This window comes from Porphyromonas asaccharolytica DSM 20707, assembly GCF_000212375.1.
GTDB lineage: Bacteria > Bacteroidota > Bacteroidia > Bacteroidales > Porphyromonadaceae > Porphyromonas > Porphyromonas asaccharolytica.
In genome coordinates this window covers 1,847,215-1,871,029 of record NC_015501.1, presented here as the reverse complement: position 1 = coordinate 1,871,029, position 23,815 = coordinate 1,847,215, and the positions used below count along the sequence as shown (strand labels likewise).

At 51.5% G+C, this 23,815-nt stretch carries 21 protein-coding genes and 2 tRNA genes; 6 read left to right on the top strand and 17 right to left on the bottom strand.

The features are described from left to right. Positions 1-322 precede the first annotated feature (322 nt). Positions 323-1,552: a THUMP-like domain-containing protein gene (locus tag PORAS_RS07270; RefSeq protein WP_013760753.1), complete on the top strand. Its 1,230-nt coding sequence runs from the start codon at positions 323-325 to the stop codon at positions 1,550-1,552. A gap of 73 nt (positions 1,553-1,625) precedes the next feature. Here PORAS_RS07270 and PORAS_RS07265 read toward each other — a convergent pair. Beyond that, a tRNA-Cys gene (locus tag PORAS_RS07265) sits at positions 1,626-1,696 on the bottom strand. Between the two features lie 335 nt (positions 1,697-2,031). Here PORAS_RS07265 and PORAS_RS07260 point away from each other — a divergent pair. Beyond that, on the top strand, positions 2,032-2,604 hold the full coding sequence (locus PORAS_RS07260) for a DUF4252 domain-containing protein (RefSeq protein ID WP_013760752.1): 573 nt from the start codon (positions 2,032-2,034) through the stop codon (positions 2,602-2,604). A 738-nt stretch (positions 2,605-3,342) separates the two neighbouring features. Here the strand turns inward: PORAS_RS07260 and PORAS_RS07245 are convergent. From PORAS_RS07245 to rdgB, 11 genes are all read right to left on the bottom strand, one after another. After that, a complete protein-coding gene (locus PORAS_RS07245; protein ID WP_004331214.1) occupies positions 3,343-4,527 on the bottom strand; it encodes a universal stress protein in 1,185 nt (394 codons plus the stop codon). Between the two features lie 118 nt (positions 4,528-4,645). Further along, positions 4,646-4,906: a hypothetical protein gene (locus PORAS_RS07240; RefSeq protein WP_004331210.1), complete on the bottom strand. Its 261-nt coding sequence runs from the start codon at positions 4,904-4,906 to the stop codon at positions 4,646-4,648. A 160-nt stretch (positions 4,907-5,066) separates the two neighbouring features. Further along, on the bottom strand, positions 5,067-7,016 hold the full coding sequence (locus tag PORAS_RS07235) for a glycoside hydrolase domain-containing protein (RefSeq protein WP_004331209.1): 1,950 nt from the start codon (positions 7,014-7,016) through the stop codon (positions 5,067-5,069). Continuing rightward, on the bottom strand, positions 7,013-7,303 hold the full coding sequence (locus PORAS_RS07230) for a DciA family protein (protein WP_004331232.1): 291 nt from the start codon (positions 7,301-7,303) through the stop codon (positions 7,013-7,015). Before PORAS_RS07230 ends, PORAS_RS07235 begins: the two co-directional genes overlap by 4 nt. A 128-nt stretch (positions 7,304-7,431) precedes the next feature. Then, a tRNA-Leu gene (locus PORAS_RS07225) sits at positions 7,432-7,515 on the bottom strand. A gap of 52 nt (positions 7,516-7,567) precedes the next feature. Continuing rightward, positions 7,568-7,921: a hypothetical protein gene (locus PORAS_RS07220; RefSeq protein ID WP_004331226.1), complete on the bottom strand. Its 354-nt coding sequence runs from the start codon at positions 7,919-7,921 to the stop codon at positions 7,568-7,570. Next, positions 7,905-9,443 carry an AMP-binding protein gene (locus PORAS_RS07215; protein ID WP_004331238.1) on the bottom strand — a complete coding sequence of 513 codons (1,539 nt, stop codon included), beginning with the start codon at positions 9,441-9,443 and terminating at the stop codon, positions 7,905-7,907. The genes PORAS_RS07220 and PORAS_RS07215 overlap by 17 nt, the downstream gene beginning before the upstream one ends. Further along, entirely contained in the window at positions 9,440-10,267 is an 828-nt protein-coding gene (locus tag PORAS_RS07210) for an SDR family NAD(P)-dependent oxidoreductase (RefSeq protein ID WP_013760751.1), read from the bottom strand. Before PORAS_RS07210 ends, PORAS_RS07215 begins: the two co-directional genes overlap by 4 nt. A 246-nt stretch (positions 10,268-10,513) precedes the next feature. Beyond that, positions 10,514-11,920 carry a C1 family peptidase gene (locus tag PORAS_RS07205; RefSeq protein ID WP_013760750.1) on the bottom strand — a complete coding sequence of 469 codons (1,407 nt, stop codon included), beginning with the start codon at positions 11,918-11,920 and terminating at the stop codon, positions 10,514-10,516. Between the two features lie 13 nt (positions 11,921-11,933). Then, positions 11,934-14,267 carry a type IX secretion system anionic LPS delivery protein PorZ gene (gene porZ, locus PORAS_RS07200; RefSeq protein ID WP_013760749.1) on the bottom strand — a complete coding sequence of 778 codons (2,334 nt, stop codon included), beginning with the start codon at positions 14,265-14,267 and terminating at the stop codon, positions 11,934-11,936. Next, positions 14,264-14,854, bottom strand: a complete 591-nt coding sequence (rdgB, locus tag PORAS_RS07195; RefSeq protein ID WP_013760748.1) for an RdgB/HAM1 family non-canonical purine NTP pyrophosphatase — start codon at positions 14,852-14,854, stop codon at positions 14,264-14,266. Before rdgB ends, porZ begins: the two co-directional genes overlap by 4 nt. Before the next feature lie 45 nt (positions 14,855-14,899). On the opposite strand from rdgB, the gene PORAS_RS07190 reads away from it, so the two are divergent. The 3 genes from PORAS_RS07190 to PORAS_RS07180 are packed head-to-tail and all read left to right on the top strand — an operon-like array spanning position 14,900 to position 16,829. Next, entirely contained in the window at positions 14,900-15,301 is a 402-nt protein-coding gene (locus PORAS_RS07190; RefSeq protein ID WP_013760747.1) for an MmcQ/YjbR family DNA-binding protein, read from the top strand. Next, positions 15,282-16,031, top strand: coding sequence for a biotin--[acetyl-CoA-carboxylase] ligase (locus PORAS_RS07185; RefSeq protein WP_013760746.1), 750 nt, complete (start codon positions 15,282-15,284; stop codon positions 16,029-16,031). Before PORAS_RS07190 ends, PORAS_RS07185 begins: the two co-directional genes overlap by 20 nt. A 9-nt stretch (positions 16,032-16,040) precedes the next feature. Continuing rightward, on the top strand, positions 16,041-16,829 hold the full coding sequence (locus PORAS_RS07180) for a TrmH family RNA methyltransferase (RefSeq protein WP_013760745.1): 789 nt from the start codon (positions 16,041-16,043) through the stop codon (positions 16,827-16,829). 538 nt (positions 16,830-17,367) lie between these two features. On the opposite strand, the gene PORAS_RS09020 is transcribed toward PORAS_RS07180, so the two are convergent. From PORAS_RS09020 to PORAS_RS07155, 5 genes are all read right to left on the bottom strand, one after another. Further along, positions 17,368-18,882 (bottom strand): leucine-rich repeat domain-containing protein, encoded by a 1,515-nt coding sequence (locus tag PORAS_RS09020; protein WP_013760744.1) that lies wholly within the window; start codon positions 18,880-18,882, stop codon positions 17,368-17,370. 14 nt (positions 18,883-18,896) lie between these two features. Further along, entirely contained in the window at positions 18,897-19,892 is a 996-nt protein-coding gene (dusB, locus tag PORAS_RS07170) for a tRNA dihydrouridine synthase DusB (protein WP_013760743.1), read from the bottom strand. A 2-nt stretch (positions 19,893-19,894) separates the two neighbouring features. Continuing rightward, positions 19,895-20,455 (bottom strand): RsmD family RNA methyltransferase, encoded by a 561-nt coding sequence (locus PORAS_RS07165; RefSeq protein ID WP_013760742.1) that lies wholly within the window; start codon positions 20,453-20,455, stop codon positions 19,895-19,897. 13 nt (positions 20,456-20,468) lie between these two features. Continuing rightward, positions 20,469-21,323 (bottom strand): DUF3822 family protein, encoded by an 855-nt coding sequence (locus PORAS_RS07160; protein WP_013760741.1) that lies wholly within the window; start codon positions 21,321-21,323, stop codon positions 20,469-20,471. Positions 21,324-21,507: 184 nt separating this feature from the next. Next, positions 21,508-22,149 carry a hypothetical protein gene (locus PORAS_RS07155; RefSeq protein WP_013760740.1) on the bottom strand — a complete coding sequence of 214 codons (642 nt, stop codon included), beginning with the start codon at positions 22,147-22,149 and terminating at the stop codon, positions 21,508-21,510. A gap of 589 nt (positions 22,150-22,738) precedes the next feature. Between PORAS_RS07155 and PORAS_RS07150 the strand changes: the two genes are divergently transcribed. After that, positions 22,739-23,638 carry an Ig-like domain-containing protein gene (locus PORAS_RS07150; RefSeq protein WP_013760739.1) on the top strand — a complete coding sequence of 300 codons (900 nt, stop codon included), beginning with the start codon at positions 22,739-22,741 and terminating at the stop codon, positions 23,636-23,638. Positions 23,639-23,815 lie beyond the last annotated feature (177 nt).

Sequence of the window (23,815 nt, the reverse complement as noted above, 5' to 3'; positions counted from 1 at the left end):
GGGCAGATCCCCACGTGGAAATTCTCAAATCTCCACGTGGAGAATAAAAAATCTCCACGTGGAGATGAAATGAAACTTCGGAGGAATCAAATGAAACTTCGGAGGAATCGTTTCGTACCTACGTGGAGAATAAAAAATATCCACGTGGAGAATTGAGAATTCCCACGTGGATATTCTGTTTTATAGTCTCCGTTGATTAGAATACGTCAGTCTAAACTTCTCCCAGCACCGCAAAGTAGAAATTAGCCATGCCACTGGCGGATGCTTTTTGCTTGTAAGGGGGCGTTGTCTTAACTTTGCGCCATAAGACCATCAAGTCAATATGCTATCACAACAACAGATGGAGCAAGTAGTGGCTCTGAGTAGGCAATGGGCCGATAGATCGCCCGACAGGATACTCTTCGAGCGGAGTGAGCTGGAGCCTGAGCTCAAGCGACAGATCGCGCTACAGGTTTCTCTGCTGCCTAAGATGCAGCGTAAGATGCCACGCTTTGCCGAGAGCGGTGGGTATATACCACATCGAGTCAACTTCGAGCAGAGTAGTAGCGAATTGACAGCCCGCTACAAGCAGCAACTGATAGCGCCTCAGGAGCATATCCTAGACATGACGGGAGGGCTAGGCATCGATGCACTAGCGATGGCATCTGTGTCAGAGCAGAGCGTCATCTACGAGATAGACCAGACGATGGCAGAAGCCTTGACCTACAATATGCACAAGATCTTGCAGCAGGATCATGTCACGGTACACTGCGGGGATGCACTGGCAGCGATGGAGCGTGCTACACTCGAAGGTGTGACACTCGTCTATGCAGATCCGGCTCGGCGAGACATGGAGGATCCTAATCGCCGTCTCATTAGTATGGATGAGTATAGTCCATCACCGCTACAGATCATGAGTCGGCTACAAGAGCTGGGTTATCAGGGACGACTGCTCCTTAAGTTGTCGCCAATGCTAGATATACAGTGGATATTAGAGCAGCTCCCGCAGGTATGCGCCGTACATATCGTACAGGTGCAGGATGAGGTCAAAGAGCTACTGGTCGCAGTCTCTATGCAGCGACAAGAGACTGATCCAGAGATTTATCTAGCTGTCGTGGATCGCCTGGGACAGGTGAGCCGTTGGAGCTTTCCGTACCAGCACTTATCGTCAGTTCGTACAGCTTATGCGACTAAGGTCGAGGAGTATATACACATTCCACAGCCACTCCTGATGAAGAGTGGTGCCTTTCACCTCATCGCTGAGGAGCAGTCGCTCACCTTACTCGGCCCCAATAGTCATATCTACACCTCTGCAAAGGCCTCTCCCAGTCCTCTCTACAAGAGCTATAAGCTCATAGAGGAGATCGACTACAGCAAGTCTGTCCTCAGAGGTAAGGAGCTTCAGGCTCTCCGTCAGCACTATCCAGCACTGACCATCATGTCTCGACACTTCCCTCTGACTGCTCAGCAGCTCAAGCAGACGCTCAAGACCGATGAGAGCGATACCTACTATCTGCTCGCCACGACTATGGGAGAGCGTGCGCGTAAGCTCTTGATCCTAACCTCTTGCTAGGATGCAAAAAAGTCCCTCCACAAATAACTCGCAGAGGGACTTCACAAAGAAATGAAAATCTATTTATTGTAAGAGGTTCGTGGCGGATTTGAACCGCCGTACACGGTTTTGCAGACCGTTGCCTAACCACTCGGCCAACGAACCATTGCTGACTTGATTGCGACTACAAAGGTACGACAATTTTTTGACAAACCAAATACTTTCTCGTCTCAAGTAGATTTATCGGACGGTAATAGTCTGAAATCTCCACGTGAGGAATTGGAAATTCCTACGTGGGGAAGTCCCTCAAGCGTCTACAGAGGCTTCTAGCTTTCCATGGTTAGTCGCTTTTTCTGGTGTTGCATTTTTAGGAACCTTTGCAACATTTCCATCTCATGCTCGTCTATCATACAGTAGCGCCTACATTGCCTAGGACAATGGAGACGTGGCATGATATGAAATAGTTGTAGACTAATTATTTATCAACCCAGTATTCTTATATGAAACGAATCTCTTTACCCCTGTTGTCTAAGCTAGTTGCTATGCTTCTAGTGCTGACCGTAACGCTAGGTGCTATGGCACAGACTAGCCCCTTCAAGTATGTAGATGCCAAGGCACTCCCCACGGCTGCGGATGGAGTGCAGGTCTTCTCCCTCAATGAAAACATGCTGGATATGATCCCTATGGAGAGTATCATGAAGACGATCAAGGAGGATAGTAACTCCTCTGTCATGGCTAACATCAAGACGCTCTTTAAGAAGCTGAAGTCTCTCGACGTATACATCGCCTCAACGCCTGAGACTATCGACAAGCTGCAGAAGGCGTTTGCCCCGATGCTGACGCCTGGACTGCATCGCTCTATCAAGCCACTGCTTACGGTCAACCAATCAGAAGATAATCTCAAGGTGCAGATCGTCTCTCGTGAGTCTGGCATCTGGTGCTGGCGCAAGTGTCCTGAGCTACTCATCTCTGTCCTAGATGAAGATGAGTACTATATAGTCGGTCTGACGGGCGACTTTACTCCGAAGGACATCCAGAAGCTCGTCTCCTCAGCTTTTCCATCAGACAAGTAACCCAAGCGTAGCGGCTGAACCCGCTATATAAAGAGAGCTCCGCAAGTCTACGCAGACTTACGGAGCTCTTCTTGGTATGACGGGCATGTTATACATCTGTGGTGAAAGTCCACACGGGGCGCAGTTGCCAACGAACCCCATAGCGACTTGCAAGTTTCAAGGGGTGACCCTTGGGAGAGAAGAAGCAATAGCGAATTCGTGGCCTGACGAACAGAAACCTAATACTAAGGCGTATCAAGTGGACAAGCTGGCCAAGGACAGTGAAGTTCCAAAAGGCAACCGTAACCTTGATGCGTAAATTAGGCAGGTAAACGATGAAAGATGTATGACTTATCCCGCGAGGCCTCGGCAGTCCTATAGGATAGTAACAACGAATGTCGAGGAGTCAGCAGAGGTCGAAGTAGCCGTTCTCGCGCAGAACAAGGCGAAGGACCGAATAATTCGTAACGTCAATCAAGAATGTATGTTCCGATGTACATTGCTGACGAGTGGCAACGGTCAAAACGTCAATGCGATCGACCACATAGAGCTAAACAGGTATCCATCGGAAGCGGAAATTAAGAAAGACGGAAGATGAAGCTAATCAAACATGATTAGAAAGTCTTTGAAAACGAATTAAACCGCCGTATGCCGAACGGCACGTACGGTGGTGTGAGAGGGAAGGAAACGAAAGTAGGTCAGAAAACTTTCGTTTCCCGACCTACTCGATTAGTTGTTTATCCTTTAGCTAGGACTGCTCTATTGTGATGAGTTGCTGTGCATCACGAGGATAGGCGTCCCTGCGTGGAAGAGCATACGTCGTGCCATCGTCGGATTGAAGAGCTTGGCGAGTACACGGCGCTTGTAGGTATTGACCACAATCAGCTCGACTTGATGCTCTGTGACAAAGTTCTCAAGAGCTGCATAGAGCTCACCCTCGTCTAGCTTAGTCCACTCAATGTGTGCATTGGGATACTGCTGCTTATTGTACTCCTGTATAGCTTGTAGCTGTACGTCTCCCCACTTGCCTTCAGAGCGTGACACATTAAAGAGTCTATACTCAGGCTCTAGGGGAGCCATCAGTTGCATCATCTGATTAAAGAGTACCAAGTCTCGCTGGTCGAAACTGGTTGCTACGCCTACATGCTTGACCTGCATGAGATCATCTATGGCGACCCGCTCTGGGACAACGAGTACGGGCGCTTGTGCTCGATCAATGATTTCGGCAGCGACACTACCGACGATATAATCACTATCTTCGGTCTTGCCCCGTGTACCCATGATGATGATAGCTGGGAGGTTGCGCTTAGCATAGCGTAGTATCTCATCGGCAGGTATGCCGTCACGTATAGTCGTGCGGTAGGTGACCTCTGGGAGAGTACCCTCAGACATCTTAGCATCGATCTCCTTGGTCAGCTCGTTCATCTGCTGCTCAGCTTTTTTAGCCTCTTGGTTAGAAGCCGCTTGAATCTGTGGCAGGAGAGCTGTAAAATCTCCATAAGGGAAGTTCATCTGTGGCAGTGTGCCCGTATATACGTGCATGAGTAGTACGTGCAGCTGCCGGCGGGCTGCAAAGTGGAATCCGAGCTTGACAATCTTGTCCGTATAGACGCTGAAGTCGACAGGGATGAGGACATACCCTTTGTATGCAGCAACGTGAGCTGAGTCTGGCGATTCGTTGGCTAGCTCTGTCTTCTCCTGTAGGTCATCGTATGCCTCGTCTAGATCCCACTTGAGATCCTCTATGTAGGCTAGTGCACGAGGTAGGTCACGCTCTGCGATGCGTACACGTACGCCTGTTGAGAAGATAGGCTGTACTGTATTTACATTGTGTAGTGTAGCTGGTATCCCTTGGCTTTGTAGCAGGCTCTGGAGTATCTGCGCCTTCTCGTAGGTGTGTATAGCTACAGTCACCAGCTTGGACTGGTCTTTGTCTTGTGGCATAGATGTGGTGTTAATGGTGGATGTAAGAGGACTGTCGATACGTCACGACAATCCTATAATAAGATCATAGGGGAGCAGTCAGTGACTGGTAAGACACTGACTGCTGATTGCTTTTTCCCTAGAGGACAGGTTCCTCTCCTATGATGGCACGTGCCTGATTGAGGATGGTGTTGTCATCGATGACTACGATGCCACCTTCGGGACCTGCCTCGATATGCACTCCGGCGCCACGTCCCTCCTCGTAATTGGCTCCTCCGAAGTAGTTTCTGACAGTGTCTACACGGAGACCCAGCTTCTCAGCGATCTGATGAATAGAGCCATCGGGTAGGCTATCCTTGATGCGACGCAGTTCGTTGAATGAGATTGTTTCCTTTGCCATAACTGTATGTACTTAATGATTTGTATGAGTTTTCTTAATCCGCTACTAACTTACAACATTTTCGCTAAATGTGCAAGTACTTTGAGGAGAATCTCAATCTCGCAAATCATTACTCATCTCATCGGACTATCTGATTCGCGAAATCTAGAAGAAGAAAGCATCAATTTTCTGCATCGGAGAGAAACATGGAGATGGTACCTCCGCTGGCTATCTGGCTGTGTTTGACCCAGTAGACCGTACGTGGTCGCCCTCCGATGGTAAGATCAGAGATATACTTATTGACTTGGGAGGCTCCCTGCGCTTTGATCGTGAGATGGCGTCCGCCTCCCATATTGATATTGATCTCGTTGAAGGAAGGCGCGACGATCGAGTATCCGTTGATGCCTGGTGCCACTGGATATAAGCCCATCATGGCGAAGACAAGCGATGCGCTGAGAGAGCCGTAGTCATCAGGTCCAGGATAGCCGAAGGAGCCTACACCAAAGAAGTAGTCGATGGTATGGCGTACGAACTTCTGCGCATCATGTGGACGACCCATTAGGTTGTAGGTAAAGAGAAAAGCGAAGAGATCGGGATCTACATTGAGTGAGTGTAGCGAACTGCTGAAGAGGCTATCAATATTGACCTGCCCCTCTGGAAGTAGTATAGGCGTAGCATCACTAGGATGCTCTAAGATCGATGCGACTTGCTGTGCTGATAGTCGACCTGGTGATGGGCGATAGGTATCGCTGAGCTCTGCGTACTCTCTCGCGAGGGCGGTGTAGCCGATACTGTTAGCTAGCTGTGAGAGACACCAGAGCTTGTAGCCCGTTCGTCGCTCAGGTTCGGCGTCGATGGCGATACGTAGTACCTCAAAGGCTTGCTTGATGTCTTGATCGAGGAGCCCCTTGGCGAGTGCATCGGTCAGTAGGAAGAGGAGAGGTGACTCCTCCGTGTAGACCACACTGCCTAGGTCGAGCGTCTCTAGGAGCTGTCCACCTGAGTCGCGTATAGCACGTAGATACGACACGATGATCTCCTCCATCATGTCTGGCGCATGGAGCATCAGTAGGGGGTAGTTGGTCTCGTAGGTGTATCTTAGGTCGTCTTGGCTGTACTGGGTGATCCCCTCATCGCTATGTACCGAATCGTCGATAGGAGAGTAGTACTGTCCATCTTCGGAGATGCTGACAGGCCATAGGTGCGAGCGGTATAGCGCAGTGTAAAACTTACGCATGTTTACCTCTGTACCGCCCGATACCTCCACGCGGCGAAGTATTTTCTGCCACTCGTTGCGGGCCGACTTGACCAGTGGCGAGTATTCGAAGCTCTGGATCTGCGTGGTTAAGTTTCGCTTAGCTTGCTCGCAGCTGATGAGAGAGATAGCGTACTTGGCGACGATCCGCTTGTTTGGCTTCTGTAGCTGTAAGGTGAGGTGCTCATAGGTTGTGTCGCTGGGGGATATGCTACTCGTCATCTGCGCTATATTCGTATTGAGCTGCAGGTAGAGGTAGATGCGTGTCGGTGTGGTGCCCCCGTAGGCGACCTCAGCGGCGATAGCGTCGTCGCCCACTTGCTCCCACGTAGTCGAGTCACGGCGGTCTATATATAAGGAGAGCTGACGTGTGTCCCTACCATTATAGTCCCGTGATGAGAGATCATAGAGACCACTCATAGAGGTGAGCGAAAAGTCCACATTGACCTGTAGCTCATCGAGGTACAGGTGGTAGCTGTATGGGGTGATCTCCTGAAAGTCGAAGCTCAGTCTCCCCGAAGGGTCTTGACTAGGATGGGCACTCTCGGGGATTAGATAAAAGAGCGGGCGACCATCGATGTCAGGTGTGTAGAGTGGCAGCCCCTTGATGCGAGCCGACCGTAAGCTCTCCTTGAACGGGATGATGCGCAGTAGGCTATGAGGAAGCTGTACGATGGGAAATATCTCCTCGCTATGCTCGGCATCCCATGTGCCCTGATGCACATCGACATAGTCTACGAGTAGGGGGGCAGAGCTGAAGACGCTCTCTCCGACTTTGCTACAACCAGTGCTGAGAAGTAACGGGAGCAAGAGTAGCATCGTCAGGAGCGTGTACTTGCTAGTATGAAAGAGGAGGTAAGAGGGTCTCTGCTTCATCGGATTATGATTTCGTCTATAAGGTCGTACTGTAGCTGTGCGTTGATCTGCTCTATGAGCTGCTGCTGTGTGAGCCGTATCTCTTGTCTCAGGCTAGCTGAGGTGATGCGCATCTGCAATGTGTGGTCTGAGATCGACAGCTCACGTATCTGTCGTCTGAGCGGGTAGAAGCGTGTGCGCAGGTATTGGAGTGCCTTGAGCTCGAGAAGACCTTGGTCTACCTCTGGACTCTCGGAGAGCCAGTCGGATATGATTTCCCCTAGAGGCTTAGGATCTTTGCGCTGCATGTGAGTTGTCTATCGTTAGCTAGGTGCAAATATAAGAAGAAAGCTAGAGATTAGACTTTAGAGATTAGAAATTAGAGAGCGAAGGCTAAGTGGTTGAGATTACCGCTTAGCCTTCGCTTTCATTTGTGTGCCCAGAGCCGGGATCGAACCGGCACAGGTTTAACCCCATCGGTGTTTGAGACCGACGCGTCTACCAATTCCGCCATCTGGGCGATTCCTCTCGCTAGACGGTTGCAAAGGTACGAAAAAAGATTTTAGAACTACCTACCTCCGCCAATAGTTGAAGAAAGCATATAGTCTGCGCTGCTGAATGTACTCAGGGTCGTCTTGATGGGCGTAAGCCTCCTGCTCGAATGAGATAGAGCGGTAGGCACTCTCGGTATCACGACAGATAGCGAGACGTACCAACCACTCTACTATATATAGGAGGTAAAAAGGGATCACCAGCAGCTCCACCATCTGACGGGTGTGGATACGCTCGTGACGTACGATGGTCTCCAGCCAGAGCGGATCTGACAGATGCTCCTCGGGTAGATCCTTGCGAACGAAGATAACTCCGAAGAGGTTGATAGCCCAGAAGCCCTTGAAGGGGATCCACCTATTACGCACGATCTTCATACCGCTCCTCTGCTTGTGCTGTTACCTCCATCATCTCTCTGAGTGTACCCTCTGCCACTTTACCATTTTCCAGTCGTGGCAACACTGCTAAGCGTATGATCCTCCCAGGCATCTGGTAGCGAGGCAGCTTTGCTGAGAGCAGAAGCCGTAGATCCTCCTCAGAGGTAGAGTCGTGATCTGCCTTTAATACTACGAATGCTGCCAACCGTGTGCCAAACTCTAGATCTGGATAAGCTATCACAGCCACGTCCATCACCGCATCAAGAGCTGCTAGAGCTTCGCGGAGTACCTCTGGGTAAGCGTTTTCGCCACCTGACAGAATCATCGAGTCATCTCGTCCTCGCAGGAAGAGCACCCCGCTTTCGTCCATCCATACTAGATCGCCCGTCTCCTGCCAGCTCCCCTTACGCTCATCCATAGCCCAGCCACTGCGGACGGCTAGCACGCCTACTCCTTGACTATCAGGTCTGACAATATTGCACCGCACACCACGTATAGGCTTGCCTAGTGCTAGAGGTGCGTCGTACAAGATCTCAGGCGTAGCCAATATAAAGAATCCGGCCTCGCTCGTCCCATATAGATTGTAGAGTACAGCTCCCCAGTGCTGCTCTACGGCTCTCACTAGTGGTGTATCGAGTGGTGCTCCGCCCGAGAGTATACGTCGCAACGATCGTATTTCGCTTGGCGACTCATTGATCAGTCGTCGTAGCATGAGTGGTACAGCTATGAGTACTTCAATGGAGTGCTCCGAGAGTAGTCGTGTAGCGGACTGAGCGTCAAAGCGCTTGCGTAGGTAAACGCTACGTCCCATCACCAGAGCTACAATCAGCGAAGCTAAGCCAAAGCCGTGGTAGAGTGGTGGGGCGATGTAGACCGATCGGCACTCATCTAGTCGGATCTCTCTGAGCAAAGCTAAGAAAGGATGCAAGAAGGCGGTCACACTAGGCTTGCGTGCCGCTACCTTGTAGTGACCCGACGAGCCACCTGTCAAAACGATGATACGACCTCCACGACCTTTCGGGATGCGCCTTGGGCCGGGACTTTCATCGCTCTTGTTCAAGTCATCTAGTAGCTTGACGTCTAGATCGCTAGGCATTCGGTCGGCATACTCCTCCTGCACGAGAGCCGTCTCTATCTGTCGCTCTTGACATAGTTGTCTCACTTGCTCCTTGCTTAGATCTGTACTCATATAATATATGTGTACCCCGAGACGCGAGAGAGCTAGAGAGGCGACCACTATCTCTGACGAGTTACGCCCTAGCAGTGCACAGCGCATGCCTTGTCGCCAGCCTTGCTCGTAGAGGACAGCAGCCCACGCTCTAGCTTTGGCATAGAGTGCTGTGTAAGTGTAGTGATGCTGCTCATCAGCGACAGCCAGCACAGAGGGGTAGTAGTGTGCAGCAAAGCGCGTCACCGCCATCAAGTTGACGCCCTCACACCATAGCGCGTGGAGCAAGCGTGCGACACCGCTCGGTGAGAGCAGGTGCAGGCGATATAGTTTGTGCAGTAAGCTCCGACTCATAGATGACGCATAGCAATAGACTGAAAAACTGGACGCAAAAGAGACATAAACGGACGAGCTAACCGCACCCACCACGGGATAAAGCTAGTTCGTCTACTACAGAGTAGGCAAGCTATACGCTCGGCCGCCTCTTCGGGTGTGAGAGCTGGCGCAGAGCGGTACATCTCAGTCGGAGCGATCATCCTCGTGCGTACTAGGGGCAAGTACAGTAGCGATACCACCACCCCTCTCTGTCGTAGCTCTGGACGAATAGCTCGTAGATAGCTGTCTAAAGCGCTCTTGGAGGCTTGATAAGCAGACCACCCTGGCGCTGGAGGCATCAAGGTGCTAGCTGCATTGGAGGCGATAATCTGACTACCATGGGGTAGGAGCGAGGCTAGTCCCATGATGAGCTGCACGGAGCTGGTGTAGTTCGTCGTGATCGTTCGCGTCACATCGTGATACCTATCTAGCGAATCGTAGAAAGCACGATGTATCGACTTACCCGCATTGAGTATTAGCGCATCGAGCTGTGAATAGTTTGCTCGTACCCATGTGATTAGATCTGCCACCTCTTCTTCATCTCTCAGATCCACGCTCCGCCACTGCACGGAGGCTGCCGTCGTCGCTAGATCATCTGCTAGAGCCTCCAGACGCTCAGCTGTGCGTGCTACAAGGATCAAGTGTGTACCAGCCTCAGCAAGACGATGCGCTAAAGCCTCCCCGATACCATACGATGCACCTGTGATGAGGATCGTCTTGCCCTGTACCGCCTCTACGAGCACATCGATAGCGAGATGCCTCGGAGGAAACAACAGGTTATGTAGTAGTCTGGAGGTCGGCATAATAGTTGATGATCAGCATGTTCATTGACTGAACGTAGCTGACTGCGAAGGTAATGCTTTTCGTTTAACTGTAAGAGAAGCTATTGTTGTCTATCGGTATGAGATAAAGTGGCAAGCCCAACCGCCTCATCGAAGCGATTGGGCTTGCTCTAGGTACTCTGTACAATTTGGCTTAGATAGCGACCAATGCGATAGTTATGCTATCTGATGACCTTAGGAGATGATGGTCACTGTGCGACTACTCGACTACTCTTCGGCACGAAACATAGGACTCCATGGGGGGAGTAGCTTGGGCGTCTTGCCCTGGAGTGCCTTGGCACGTGGCGTGAGATACTTCTTATGGACTACAAGGCGGAAGGTGTATGCGTCAAACCATTCGTCCGTCATGATCAGATACCCCTGATGTCCTGCAGTAGCTCCCCAGCTGTTCTCGACCATCCACTTGGTAGGCTTGCCTGACTTGTCTAGGTCCACTGCTACGAGTGTCATAGCGTGTGTGGAGCCACTGTCAAAAGATGCGATGCGCTCGCCCTTTGTCATAGTCATCGGGACGCCCGTGATCGCCTCGTAGTCGTCGTAGCCGAGGGTGAGTAAGCCAGACTCTTTATTGAGCTCCTTGCCTACGTCACAAGAGTAGTACATCATGTTGCCATCCTTGAGTGAGGCGATCGCCATCTCTTTGATCTCTTCCATGGGGAGGTTGAGGTAGGTCCAGTCCTTGCCGTCCCAGGCGTGGCGGTCATACTCGATGGCGTAGGTCTCGTAGTAGGGCTGCGAGGGGTCGTTCATGATCATCACGTAGTCATCCTTGAGGTTGACCCCGACATGCTCTTGATAGAAGCTCAGCGGGGTGTATTCCCTGGTCGAGAGAACCTTGCCGTCGGCATCTCTGAGAGTGTACTCAAAGGTGGTGGGCGGTGTGCCAAGGTTGAGGCAGAGGAGACGGTAAATAGCTTGTAGTGTAGTCTCCTTATTCTTGCGAAGCTCTGCTAGTGTGGCACCTTGCTCCGCTTTGCTACGTAGCTCCATGCCGCCCTGACGGAGGAGCTTAGCAATGAGTGAGGAGAGGCGTGCGGTATTGTTGCTACTGTAGGTCTCGGGCATCACGTCACTGGGCACGACACCATACTTGAGGAGGTTGTCCGAGATGCCGGTGAACTGTCCGCCGTCATTGATCGGGTGCTGAAAGAGCCACTCCACCTTGCGGTCAGTAATGGGGAGCGTACGGGTCTCGAGGATCCCCTCGAGGAAGAGGTTAGCCTTCTCTAGCTGATCCCAAAAGAAGGAGTAGCAGTGGGAGAAGTAAAACTCTCCGAGGTTGTTGTCCTTGATAAACTGAGCACGTAGCACATTGAAGCCGGTAAAGAGCCAGCAGCGACCAGACTTCTTCTGATCGGTGATCCCCTTCGTGGGTACTCGGTAGGTGAAGTGATCATCGGGCGGTGTCATAAGCTCGGCATTGGCGAGTACCATGCCGTTTTGGGCGATGCTGTTATAGAGGGCTCGCTCTGCAGGTGCTTTTGGAGTAGCTTGCTGGAGTTTCTGCAGGAGCTCGGGCGTGATGGCTCCGTCTGTGCGACTGGTACTTTCACTCTGTGCTAGTAGCATGATGCTGGATAGTAATAGGAGTAAGGGTAAGAGAAGTTTCTTCATAAAGTCGTATGTATTATATGACGGCAAAGGGTATGGAGTAGCTGTGCTTGCCCTCGCTGTCTGATAGTAATGCGTAGTAAATGCCTGAGGGGTAACGCTCACCACTCGGCAGGCGTGTGCTGATGGTGAGCTGTCCTGTTAGTGCTACCTCCTGATAGATCAGATTGCCAGCACCGTCTAAGATGCGTACCGTAGTGCCTGCGGGTAGCTTGGAGAGGGTGACTTGGTCGGGATCTTCGGGGCGTAGCGGGTTGGGATAGATGTAGACCTCTTTGCTCTGTGCGGACCAGTCGCTCGTCTGACCTATGTATAAGGAGACAAGTCCTGCCGAGCTGGCTATGTAGAGTTCTCCTCGCTTCTGATCAATGGCGAGAGAGAGCACATCATTGGTGAGCAGAGGACTATTATCCTTGGTGTAGTGAGCTAGTAGCTGCGTGCCGTCTGGCGAAAGGAGGTAAAGACCGTCAGAACCTGTGCCGCACCATTTATTGCCGAGCGCATCGATAGCGATGGCGGTGATGGGCATATTGTCTAGGACATAGTAGAGGTTGGGCTCCTCGCCGCCTACGGGTCTAGAGGCTAGCGGGGTACTCTGCGAGATGAATGTGCTGGGACTAGCAACACTGATGGGACCTTTGTCTGTAGCTATCCAGAGACTGCCAGAGGGATCTAGAGCTAGGTCGTAATAGTACTTGGCAGCGATCTCCTTGCCTGTGCGATCGACAAACTTAGTGACGAGGCGGTACTCATCGTCTGACTGATCTAGTGGTGTACCCTTGTCATCAAAGATGAAGACCCCGTTATTGCCATCCGCGCTTCGGTGGAATATGAGCAACCACTTGACGCCATTGGGTAGAGCCAGCATAGGACCGAAAGCATTAACCAGCTCTATGTCTGGGTATGAGATAGCTTTCATCGTGCCATCAGGAGTGCGCACTACGAGGGGGTTGGCTATCAAACCTTGACCCTGTGCCATCCATAGATTGCCTCTATGATCGTAGCATAGCGAGCCGACACGGACATTGTGTGCTGTGGGTGAATCATCGTTCCAAGCTCTGACGAATGGCGCATTGTCTGGAGTGTATCGATTGATGACTTGGTCGCCTTGTATTTCGTAGAGACCATCTCCCCACGAGCCGACGAAGTAGTGCTCTGCGTCACGAGGGTCTACGGCTATGGAGACGAGGTCGTAGACAGGGATGTCGCCCGTCTGCTGCCGGATCTCGCGATAGTCCCAGGTGCGCCAGAGGGGTGGGGTATAGATCTGTATGTAACCAGGCTGCCAGTAAGCGTTGGTGCGACGTCCTCCACTGACGGAGTAGAGCTTGCCGTGCTGGTGTGTGAGGTAAAAGTGCTTGTTGGATTTCGGGGCGTTGGCTTCGAGGGTTAGCTTTTCGAGAGAGACGCTCCCATTGCTAGCGGAGGCGAGGTTAGCTTTGTAGAGAGCGCCATCGGCCGTGAACCAGAGCTTGTCTGGAGAGCTGTCGCCTGATAGGCTGTGCAGATGAGCGGGCAAGTTAATGCGTATGCGCTCGCCACTAGCTCTCCATACGAGAAGCGAGTCGGCTCCTGCGACAGCCACACCATCAGCTAGCGGGAAGAGTCGCTCGGCCCATCCGCTCTGCGCCATCATCTGAGGGGTAGTATTGGCTTGGGCTAGCGTGGTGCGATAGAGATTGTTAAGGTTGTCGATGTACCAGAGCGAGCCGTCGGGTAGGGCGGTGATAGCGGTGATCCCCCTCTGCGGTAAGCCCTCGACGAGACTCCACGAGGCGGGGTCTTGCAAGTTTTGCGAGAGGGTACTAGAGCGTAGCCCTTCGTTGGTCAGCGCATAGAGCTTTTCGTCTAGAGCAAAGGCGTCTAGCACCTCTTTGCCTAGAAAGGCCGTGGCTACGATCTGATGATGGCTGAGGTCGATCTGCATGAGCCCGAAGTGACCTGCTATGAAGGCAAACTCCTTGTAATAGAAGATGCGTGTGGCGGTCTTGTCGTTGAGCATGCTATTATCGCTGATGCCCACTAGGTTGTAGATGCGGTCGCTGTATATGAGGTCTATACGCCCCGATGTGTAGTAGGCGGTAGTGACCTGCTGGCTGGGCGAGTAGCGGATCATCTCGGCATCAAGGTCGCTGATAGGGGTCATGCCATCGAAGAGATGGATCTCATCAGGATGCTCTGGAGATACGGTGCCGATGACGCCCCCTGTGGTGAAGAGTACTTGCTCAGGCAGATCTGCCACGAGCTCTACATCACCTACGGCTAGATGCCACTGCCACAGTTGCTCCTGAGCTGCTAGAGGCAGGGTGCATAGAAGGAGCGGGAGGAGGAGGTGTATAGGGGCTTTCATAGGCTGTGTCTGGTAAGGTATGTGCGGAGCTGATCCACGGCTCGTGTGCGGTGGCTGATAGCATTCTTCTCTTGCGGACTCATCATAGCAAAGGTCTTGTCAAAGTCCTCTGGCACGAAGAGGCTGTCGTATCCAAAGCCCTCGGCACCCTCCTCGTGGTCAATGATCCGTCCCGCTACACGCCCCACGAAGTGATGCTCCTCGCCCTGGCTGTCGATCAGTACGATGACGCACTCGAAGTAAGCTCGCCACGGCTCGGGGTGTGAGGCTAAGGAGTCTAGGAGGTGCTTCCTATTAGCCACATCGTCGCCATCACGACCTGCGTAGCGGGCTGAGTGTACGCCTGGGTCACCGCCTAGCGCCTCGACAAAGAGCCCCGTATCGTCCGCAATGCAAGGCTTGTGGTAGAGGTCGTAGAGAGCTTGCGCCTTGATAGTTGCATTGCCTAGGAGCGTAGAGGCGCTCTCTTCGGGAGCTGTGTAGTGACCTAGCGAAGAGGCTGAGCGCACCTCGCAAGTCTCTTCGAGCATCGACTGGATCTCGAGGAGCTTGTGAGCATTGTGTGTGGCGAGGTAAAGGACTTTCATGTAACTTTGTGGAGGTTCTATAAGACTGATTACAAAAGTACTGAAATGAATGGGATAAGCCAAATAGATGAGCTCTGTCGCCAGTTGCCCTACTGCGAGGCGGATGCGCCGTTTGGTCCAGAGGTGGTGACCTACCGTCTGTCACGACGCATCTTTGCATTGCTCTGGCTGGAGCATGACCCAGGCATGGTATCGCTCAAGGTGAACCCAGACTTGATAGAGCCTTTGCTAGACCGGCATAGCGACCTGCAGCCCGCCTTTCACCTGAATAAGAAGCACTGGATACAGCTGGAGCTACCGACTAGTGAGTCTGAGGAGTGGATCGCTCGGCTCCTACGTCACTCCTATGCGCAGGTGTGGCGCAAGCTCCCGAAGGTTCAGCAGCGTCTTCTGCCTCTCGGAATAGAAATCTACAATCAAGCACAGAATGAGCAAGATCTCCTTTGAGATAACCGAACTAGACCACCCCATAGCGAGTACCTACGACTACCTAGTCAAGCTCCTGCAGGAGAGACCCGACCTTCCCTCGGGGACGGTCATACATACGGACTATCAGACGGCGGGACGAGGTCAGCTAAACAATAGCTGGTTTAGTAGTCCTCGGCTCAATGCGCTCCCTTCTATTTACCTTCGTCTAGATCGACCTTTGCAGCAGATATGGTCTATCAGCGAGGCGACCGCCATAGCGGTTTATAAGAGCTACCAGGAGCAGCTTTCGAGCGAAGATACCATTGAGATCAAGTGGCCCAACGATCTCTTCGTCAATGACCACAAGATTGCAGGTATACTGATCCACAACGCTCTGGCGGAGGGCTCTGTCGCAGAGACGATCATCGGTATCGGTATGAATATCAATGAGGGAGCTTTCCCGCCTGAGCTCCCGCAAGCGATCTCTTTGCACCTCGTGACGGGACAGCCCCACGATGTGAAAGCTTTCCTCCGTCAGATGCTCCGTCATCTAGGGGAGCAGCTCGCTCGTCAAGACTATGCGGCACTGCATGCAGAGTACAACGATCTCCTCTACCAGCGAGGCATCCCAGCTCGCTACCGTGATGTCGCCACCGAGGAGGAGTTTGAGGCAACGATCCAGGAGGTAAGTCCTCAGGGGCTGCTCGTCCTAACTACTGCGAAAGGTGAGGAGCGACGCTACGCCTTCAAAGAGATTGTTTACCTATAATAGAAGAGTATGTCTGAGCGCACAAAGATAGAGCACCGCCCCCTCACCCATGCAGAGGTGAAGCTGATTAAAAGCTTGCAACTGGCGAAGCATCGTAAGCAGTCGAACCTCTTTATCGCTGAGGGCGAGAAGCTGATCGGCGAGATGCTCCCAGCTTACCAGTGTCAGCTACTAGTTGGTACAGAGGAGCTAGTCAAGCCTCTGCTAGGGCGATGCCCAGAGAGCATTGCCGAGGCGGTGATCCTGCCTGATCCGAAGCAGATAGAGCGGGTGAGTGGTCTGAAGAGTCCTCGTCCGCTACTGGCGCTTTGCGAGATCCCAATCATAGAGGCTCCCCAAGCGCTACAACAACCCACGCTCCTTCTAGACGATGTGCAGGACCCTGGTAATGTCGGGACGCTGCTGCGTACTTGCGACTGGATGGGCATCAGACAGGTCCTCTGTACAGAGGGATGCGCAGACGTTTATTCTCCAAAGGTGCTACAAGCGACTATGGGTGCTCTGGCGCGAGTGCAAGTTTATCGCTACACCGATAGGACGGCTCTGCTCACGATGCTAACGCAGACGGAGATACCCGTGATAGGGACCTTCATCGATGGCGCACCGCTTCGCACGTTGCGACTGGCACCTGAGCAACCTTATATATTGGTACTAGGGAACGAGGGCAATGGTATCTCGTCCGACCTCTCTGCGCTCGTCTCTCAGCGGATTACGATCCCGTCGCCTGTCGATAGCCACTGCGAGTCGCTCAATGTGGCGGTCGCTGGGGCTATCGTTATGGCGCATCTGATGCTTTAGCTAGTCTGGCTGGGGAAGATTCGACGCCAGCTCGTTACAATAATTTAGAACCGACTACATGTCGACACGGTGACGTGTCGGGGAAAACTGATTTCCACGTGGATATTTCGAAATCTCCACGTGGAGAATAAAAAATTCTTCGGAGGAATGAAATGAAACTTCGGAAGAATGAAATGAAACTTCGGAGGAAATGAATGACGCCCACGTGGAAAATAAAAAATATCCACGTGGAGATTTGAGATTTCCCACGTGGATATTCGAGAAAGGAGGGAATCGGACGAATTTCCCCGTAAAGATATGTTATTAGAGATTAGAAGTTAGAGGAGACGAGTAACCGTTACTCGTCTCGCTCTAACTTCTAGCCTCTAGCCCCTTCGATCACTCTGATAAGAAAAGGACCTCGCTAGAGGTCCGACGCATCGTAGCCGTCGGTCGGAGGGGCAAAGCCCCGAACGACCGATGGATAGGCGAACGTGCTAGAAGGTCGACCCCTTGTGGGTCGGACTAGACGAAGCTTACAGTCCCACTCAGGACGCTTTTATTGTCGAACTTTCCAGTTTTTCCTCTTTGCGGTAGTTACGTCAGCAGCGCTACACCTGTTTTTATCGCTTTTCTTAGAGGAGCTATCTACTATAACAATAGTACCATTACTCTTTCCCCTTCGATTGGGAAGACTATTCACCAGCTTGGTCATAGCCTTGCCATTGATATAATTGTTGGAGCAATTAATAACCATCAAATTAGCACACCCAGACATGTTCAAGTTAGTCAGCTTATTGTCGTTGCAACCAAGCGTTGTCAAGGCGGTGTTCTTTGACACGTCCAAGCTCGTCAGTTGATTGTAATCGCAGTTAAGCCTTGTCAAGGCGGTGTTCTTTGACACCTCCAAGCTAGTCAGTTGATTGCTGAAGCAGTTAAGCACTTCCAAGGCGGTGTTCTTTGACACGTCCAAACTGGTCAGTTGATTGCTGAAGCAGTCAAGCACTTCCAAGGCGGTGTTCTTTGACACGTCCAAACTGGTCAGTTGATTGCTGAAGCAGTCAAGCACTTCCAAGGCGGTGTTCTTTGACACCTCCAAGCTGGTCAGCTGATTGTAGGAGCACTCAAGCGATGTCAAGGAGGTGTTCTTTGACACGTCCAAATTCGTCAGTTGATTGTATAAGCAGTCAAGCACTTCCAAGGCCGTGTTCTTTGAGACATCCAAGCTGGTCAGTTGATTGCTGTGACAGAAAAGCTCTGTCAGGGCGGTGTTCTGAGACAGATCCAAGCTGGTCAGCTGATTGTAGGAGCATTCAAGCTCTGTCAAGACAGTGTTCTTTGACACGTCCAAGCTGGTCAGCTGATTATTGATGCAGTTAAGCTCTGTCAAGGCGGTACAGCCAGAGACATCCAAGCTGGTCAGTTGGTCGTAGGAGCAATCAAGCTTTGTCAAGGCGATATTCTGAGACAGATCCAAACTAGTTAGTTGATTGTAGGAGCACCAAAGCTTTGTCAAGGCGGTGTTCTTTGACACCTCCAAGCTAGTCAGTTGATTGCTGAAGCAGTTAAGCACTTCCAAGGCGGTGTTCTTTGACATGTCCAAACTGGTCAGTTGATTGCTGAAGCAGGCAAGCTTTGTCAAGGCGACATTCTTTGACACGTCCAAGCTGGTCAGTTGATTGCAGCAGCAGTCAAGCTTTGTCAAGGCGGTGTTCTTTGACACGTCTAGGCTGGTCAGTTGGTTGTAAGAGCACTCAAGCGATGTCAAGGCGGTGTTCTGAGACAGATTCAAGCTGGTCAGTTCGCTCTCCCCGCAATTAAGCGATGTCACATCGCCTCGGATGGTAATCGTCTGGCTTTTAATCGTGTAGAACTTGAAACCATCTTCGTTCATTTCTCCAGTCTCTAGAGCCCCCTCGATGGATACGTTGCCATTCGCTACGACTCTTAGTAAGATTGTCTCTCCGATGGCCTTGGAGGTGGTCATCGTGATGATGCCTTCGGCGAGGAGGGAGCTGGAGGTGAAGAGCGTGCCGAGGAGGACAAAGAGCCAGATGCGGAGTTGTTTGCTCATAATGTAGCTAGAGATTAGAGGTTAGAATTGGGGGGGAGCAAAGGCTCTACCTGCGCTAGCACATCGTCCAGGTCGGCTAGGGTAGGGGCTTGGAGCATCGCTATGCGTAGCGCACGGAAGTTGGGGATGCCCTTAAAGAGGGGTGTGGCGGCTAGGTGGCGACGACTATGCAGGATGCCTCTGCGCTCGTCTAGCTTCTCGATATTCTTGTGAACGATCTCTTTTAGGATCTCTAGCTGTTGCTGGGAAGTTAGCTGAGGAGCGGTAAAGGTGGGGTCGACGGCAGCTCGCATTTCGCCAAAGATCCACGGCTGTCCGATGGCTGCTCGTCCGACCATAACCCCATCCACTCCATAGGTGTCAAAAGCGTGCCGTACCTCCTCGCCTGTCGTTATGTCGCCATTGCCGATGATCGGGATCTGGATCTCAGGATTGGAGCGCACCTCTCCGATCAAAGTCCAGTCGGCACTCCCCTTGTACATATCGCTGCGCGTACGCCCATGGATGGTCAGAGCTGCGATGCCACAAGCTTGTAAGCGTGGTGCCAGCTCGGTGATGATAAGGCTGTTGTGATCCCATCCTAGACGCGTCTTGACCGTCACGGGGCAACTAGCCGCAGCGACCACTGCGGCGGTAATTTCGAGGAGTAGCTCGGGGTCACGGAGCATACCACTGCCCGCCCCCTTGCCAGCGACCCGCTTGACGGGGCAACCAAAGTTGAGGTCGAGTAGATCAGGCTCCAGTTGGCAGGCGATACGAGCCGCCTCGCACATCGTCTCCACCTCACGACCGTAGATCTGTATGGCGACGGGACGCTCTGCCGGGTCTATACGCATCTTGCGCATCGTGCTGGGTACGTAACGCACAAGCGCATCGGCACTGATGAACTCGGTGTAGACGAGGCTAGCACCAAACTGCTTACAGAGCAGGCGAAAGGGTGCATCGCTCACATCCTCCATCGGTGCGAGCAGTAGCGGTCTAGAGCCTAAGTCAAGGGTGCCTATCTGCATAGCTATTCGTCTGTCGGGGCGAAGCAGGTGAACTGCACCGCGCTGTAAGACTTGTGCCAAGCAAAGCGAGGGGACTCAGCAAAGTCCACCGTGTCGGGGTGCTCTAGTACGAAGATAGAGCTAGGGCACCACGCTTTACTGGCAAAGAGTAAGTCGGGGATATCCTTGATCCACGGCAAGTTATAAGGCGGATCGGCAAAGATCAGGTCGTAAGGCTCCCCATCGTACTGACGTAAGTACTGCTCTACCGAGCGGTTGAGGACTAGGAGCTGCTTAGTCGAGAGGATCTCCTTGTCTAGCGTGTCCGCGGCCGACCGGATGAAGGCTGCATGCTTAGGATGCTTCTCAATAGAGGTCACTGAGGCTGCTCCCCGTGAGACAAACTCTAGAGAGATACCTCCGATGCCCGCAAAGAGATCCAGCACCCGCACACCCTCTACGTCATATTGTGCCGAGAGGCTATTGAAGAGAGCCTCCTTGGCTATATCTGTCGTGGGGCGGAGCGTCAACCCTTTAGGTGGGGAAAGACGACGACGACCATATTTGCCTGCTATAATGCGCATGGTAATAACTCAATCAAGCGTACCAATAGTCTATCGGCATGACAGATACGCTCCAGTCGGCAGTCGTGAACTGTCGGTGAAGTGCCTGCAACAGCTCACCCACCAAGCTATCAGTGCCAGCCGTCCCATCGGATAGTATTATCGATACAGGAGCCGCGTGATCCACGGAACTATCCAAGTATACCTTACTTAAGAAGTAGAGGACTTGGTAGAGATGATGCTGCCAGGTGCGGTAGCGAGGCCAACTGTAATGATTCGCCCGAAGCAAGTTCCCCGACTGACATAGTACTAGATCGCAACCGCCCTCGACCAGCTCGACACCTAGCGAGAGCCCAGTCTGAAGAGACGACTGTCGCAACACCCGCTGTGCAAAAGGTAGGATCGTAGGGATAAATCGACAAGCTACGAAGCTACGCTGTAGAAAGCCTTTGAGTAGATGACTAAAGCCCACAGCCAGACTAGGCTTGCCGTCGCCTAGGGCGTACGAGTCGCTATAGTACTGCTCCTCGTCGGCAAAGATAGGAGCCGTCAGTCGCCACCAGTGTACATCCTGCTCCCCACTCATGCCACTCGGTATGACTACATAGTGAGAGGCGGGGTAGAGTATGCGTACCTCTCCCTCAGGATCGCTGAGGATAGGATGTCGTGCGATAATGTCTCCCCATAGTGCGGAGACACGAGACCAGTCTAGTGGCACAAACTGGCTCTGACTCTTAGTGAGATAGCCTTCCTGTGCACCCGCTTTCGTCTTCGTCTCTTCGTCTGAGAGGGTATATAGATAGACAAAGCCATCTGCAGTCAGTCGCAATGTGAGCGATGAGACTGCAGATGTCAGTGTGTCTTTAGGGAGTGCTGGAGGCTGCTGCATAGTAGCTATAAGTAGCGTCAGACAATAGGCTTCAAGCTCTCAAATCTGCCCACCCGTCGAGAGATAGACTCTCCCCGACAATGAGAACCAGCGGGCTACACTTTGAAGTCTATTGTCTGAATTGGTAGATCAGTGTGTCTCATACAGATAAAGTATAGAGACGTAGAGAGAGCTACCTCGAGAGTTACTCCCAGTTGCCTGTGTTCTTGACTTCTTTGAGAGATCCTAGAGCGAGTCCAGGGTATCCCGTGCCTTGATAGCGAGCCTCAGCATCCTTGATGGCTGTGTTGAGGAGCTTATGATCTTGATCAGCTAGGTAGACAGATAGAGGTACAGCTGTACGGAATACGGGTACCATAACGACATCCTCCCCGATCTCCTGAGCGACAGATGCTGTGTCGATCTCTATGATTGACTCGGGGAAGCCAGGTACTTGTAGAAACTCCTCTGGTGTCATACCATCCTTGAGTAGAGAGTCGCGTGCGCTAACCCATACAGTGTCACGTACGATCAGCCCCTTAGCAGCGGCCTGACGCTCATTCATGCCAGCCTCACGCATAGCATCGGTGTAGTCACCCTCAGAGCGAACGTAAAAGATCTTACCATCAGTAAGGAACTGACGAAGCTCATCTACAGGAGCATAGCGGTTGTAGACATCATGAAAGGCATTCTCAACGTGTGCCACCTCTTTCAGACGTACCTGAATAGGTGCCTCACGAGCAATGCGTGTCTTGGAGAATCGTTCCGGAGTTAGAATGCTCATGACTGCTAGATAGCCCACGACAACTGCTGCTATGAGCAGAAGGACGGTCATTAGTTTTCTCATAATATCGCCTATAAGTTTTGTTGTGTTGATTACGCTAGTTAGATAATGTGTCAGTTAGACACCTCCAAAGAGTACGAATCAAAGGAGGACAAACCATTCACGCCACAAATATACGCTTTTCTCAATAGATAGAGCAACATTGGAGAGGCAACTGCTCTAGATAGTTTGTCACTTATCCACTCGTACTCCTCTCTTAAGGGTGGCTAATTCCTATTTTGAGGTGCTGGGAAAACTTTAGGATGACGTGTTCTAATCAACTGAGACTATAAAACAGAATATCCACGTGGAGATTTTCGATTTCCCACGTGGATATTTTTTATTCTCCACGTAGGGACGAAACGATTCCTCCGAAGTTTCATTTGATTCCTCGGAAGTTTCATTTCATATCCACGTGGATATTTTTTATTCTCCACGTGGAGATTTGAGAATTTCCACGTGGGGATTTACCTTCTCTCCAGCACCTCAAAATAAAAATTAGCCCTTAGGGTAGATAAAATGACTTTAGCCTCAAGACGATTAGGGTATGGGTTAAAAGCGTTACCTTTGCGCCACAAGGTAATCACATAATACTAAGCAATACAATTTTCCTATGAAACAAAAGATCTGTATGCTCTTAGTGGCTCTAGCCACGCTAACGCTCTTCGGAGCTTGTAATAAAAACAACGAACCAACGAATGACTCCTTCGAGCTAAGCGTAGCACCTGAGATGTTGCAGCTGGGAGTAGGCGTTCAGAAGCAACTAACTATCACTCCTGAGGGGATCTCCTACAGCTGTAGCTCCTCAGATGAGTCTGTCGCTACGGTGGACAATAAGGGTGTCGTCACTGGAGTCAAGGAGGGTGAGGCTGTTGTCACGGTCATGGCTAAGGATCAGACCAAGACTGTCAAAGTGGTCGTCGGTAATCGCTATATGGGTCTATATAGTGGCGATGACAAGATCGTTCCGATATACATACCATTCTTCCCTGATGTACCTGTCAGTAAGGAGGCTCAGAAGCAAATAATAGCTGCCAATGAGAAGTATGACTGGGTGCTCTTTAGCTATGACGATGGCGAAGATGATCATGAGGACGATGGCGACACGGGGGGACATAGTCATAAGATGATTCTGATGAAGGCGCCTAAGTATGCTAACGGAGCCTATATGGACAATCGACTCATCACAGATCTCTATTATCACTATGTAAAGGAAGATGATATATACTTCGACTGCTGGACGAGACCCCTATTTAAGAAGGATGTAGTCCAAGCTGCTCACGATGGCTCTGAGAAGGATATCAAGCTACTCCGTGACATCTTGACGCTCTACGGCTTTACAGAGAATTTGCAACCATCGAAGTACAAGAGCGGGCAGCTGAACTTCGAGGGCTACAATATGACTCAGTTCCCCGAAGGACCAATGTGGGGCTCTATCTATTGTACCAATGTTGAGGGTACAGATTCATACTACTTAGAGTTTCAGGTCGTCCAAAGGGCTCCAAAGAAGTAGTCCTCTCCTGCTAAGATAATAGACTCGCATAATAATTAATATAGAGAGATGCCCAATCACTGAAATCATTCAGTGGTTGGGTATTTCTCTTTTTGCTTTCAAACGAATAGAACTGCTTTCAGACGAATAGAACTGCCTTCAGACGAATAGGGGCAATCGGCCGATAAGCCGACTGCC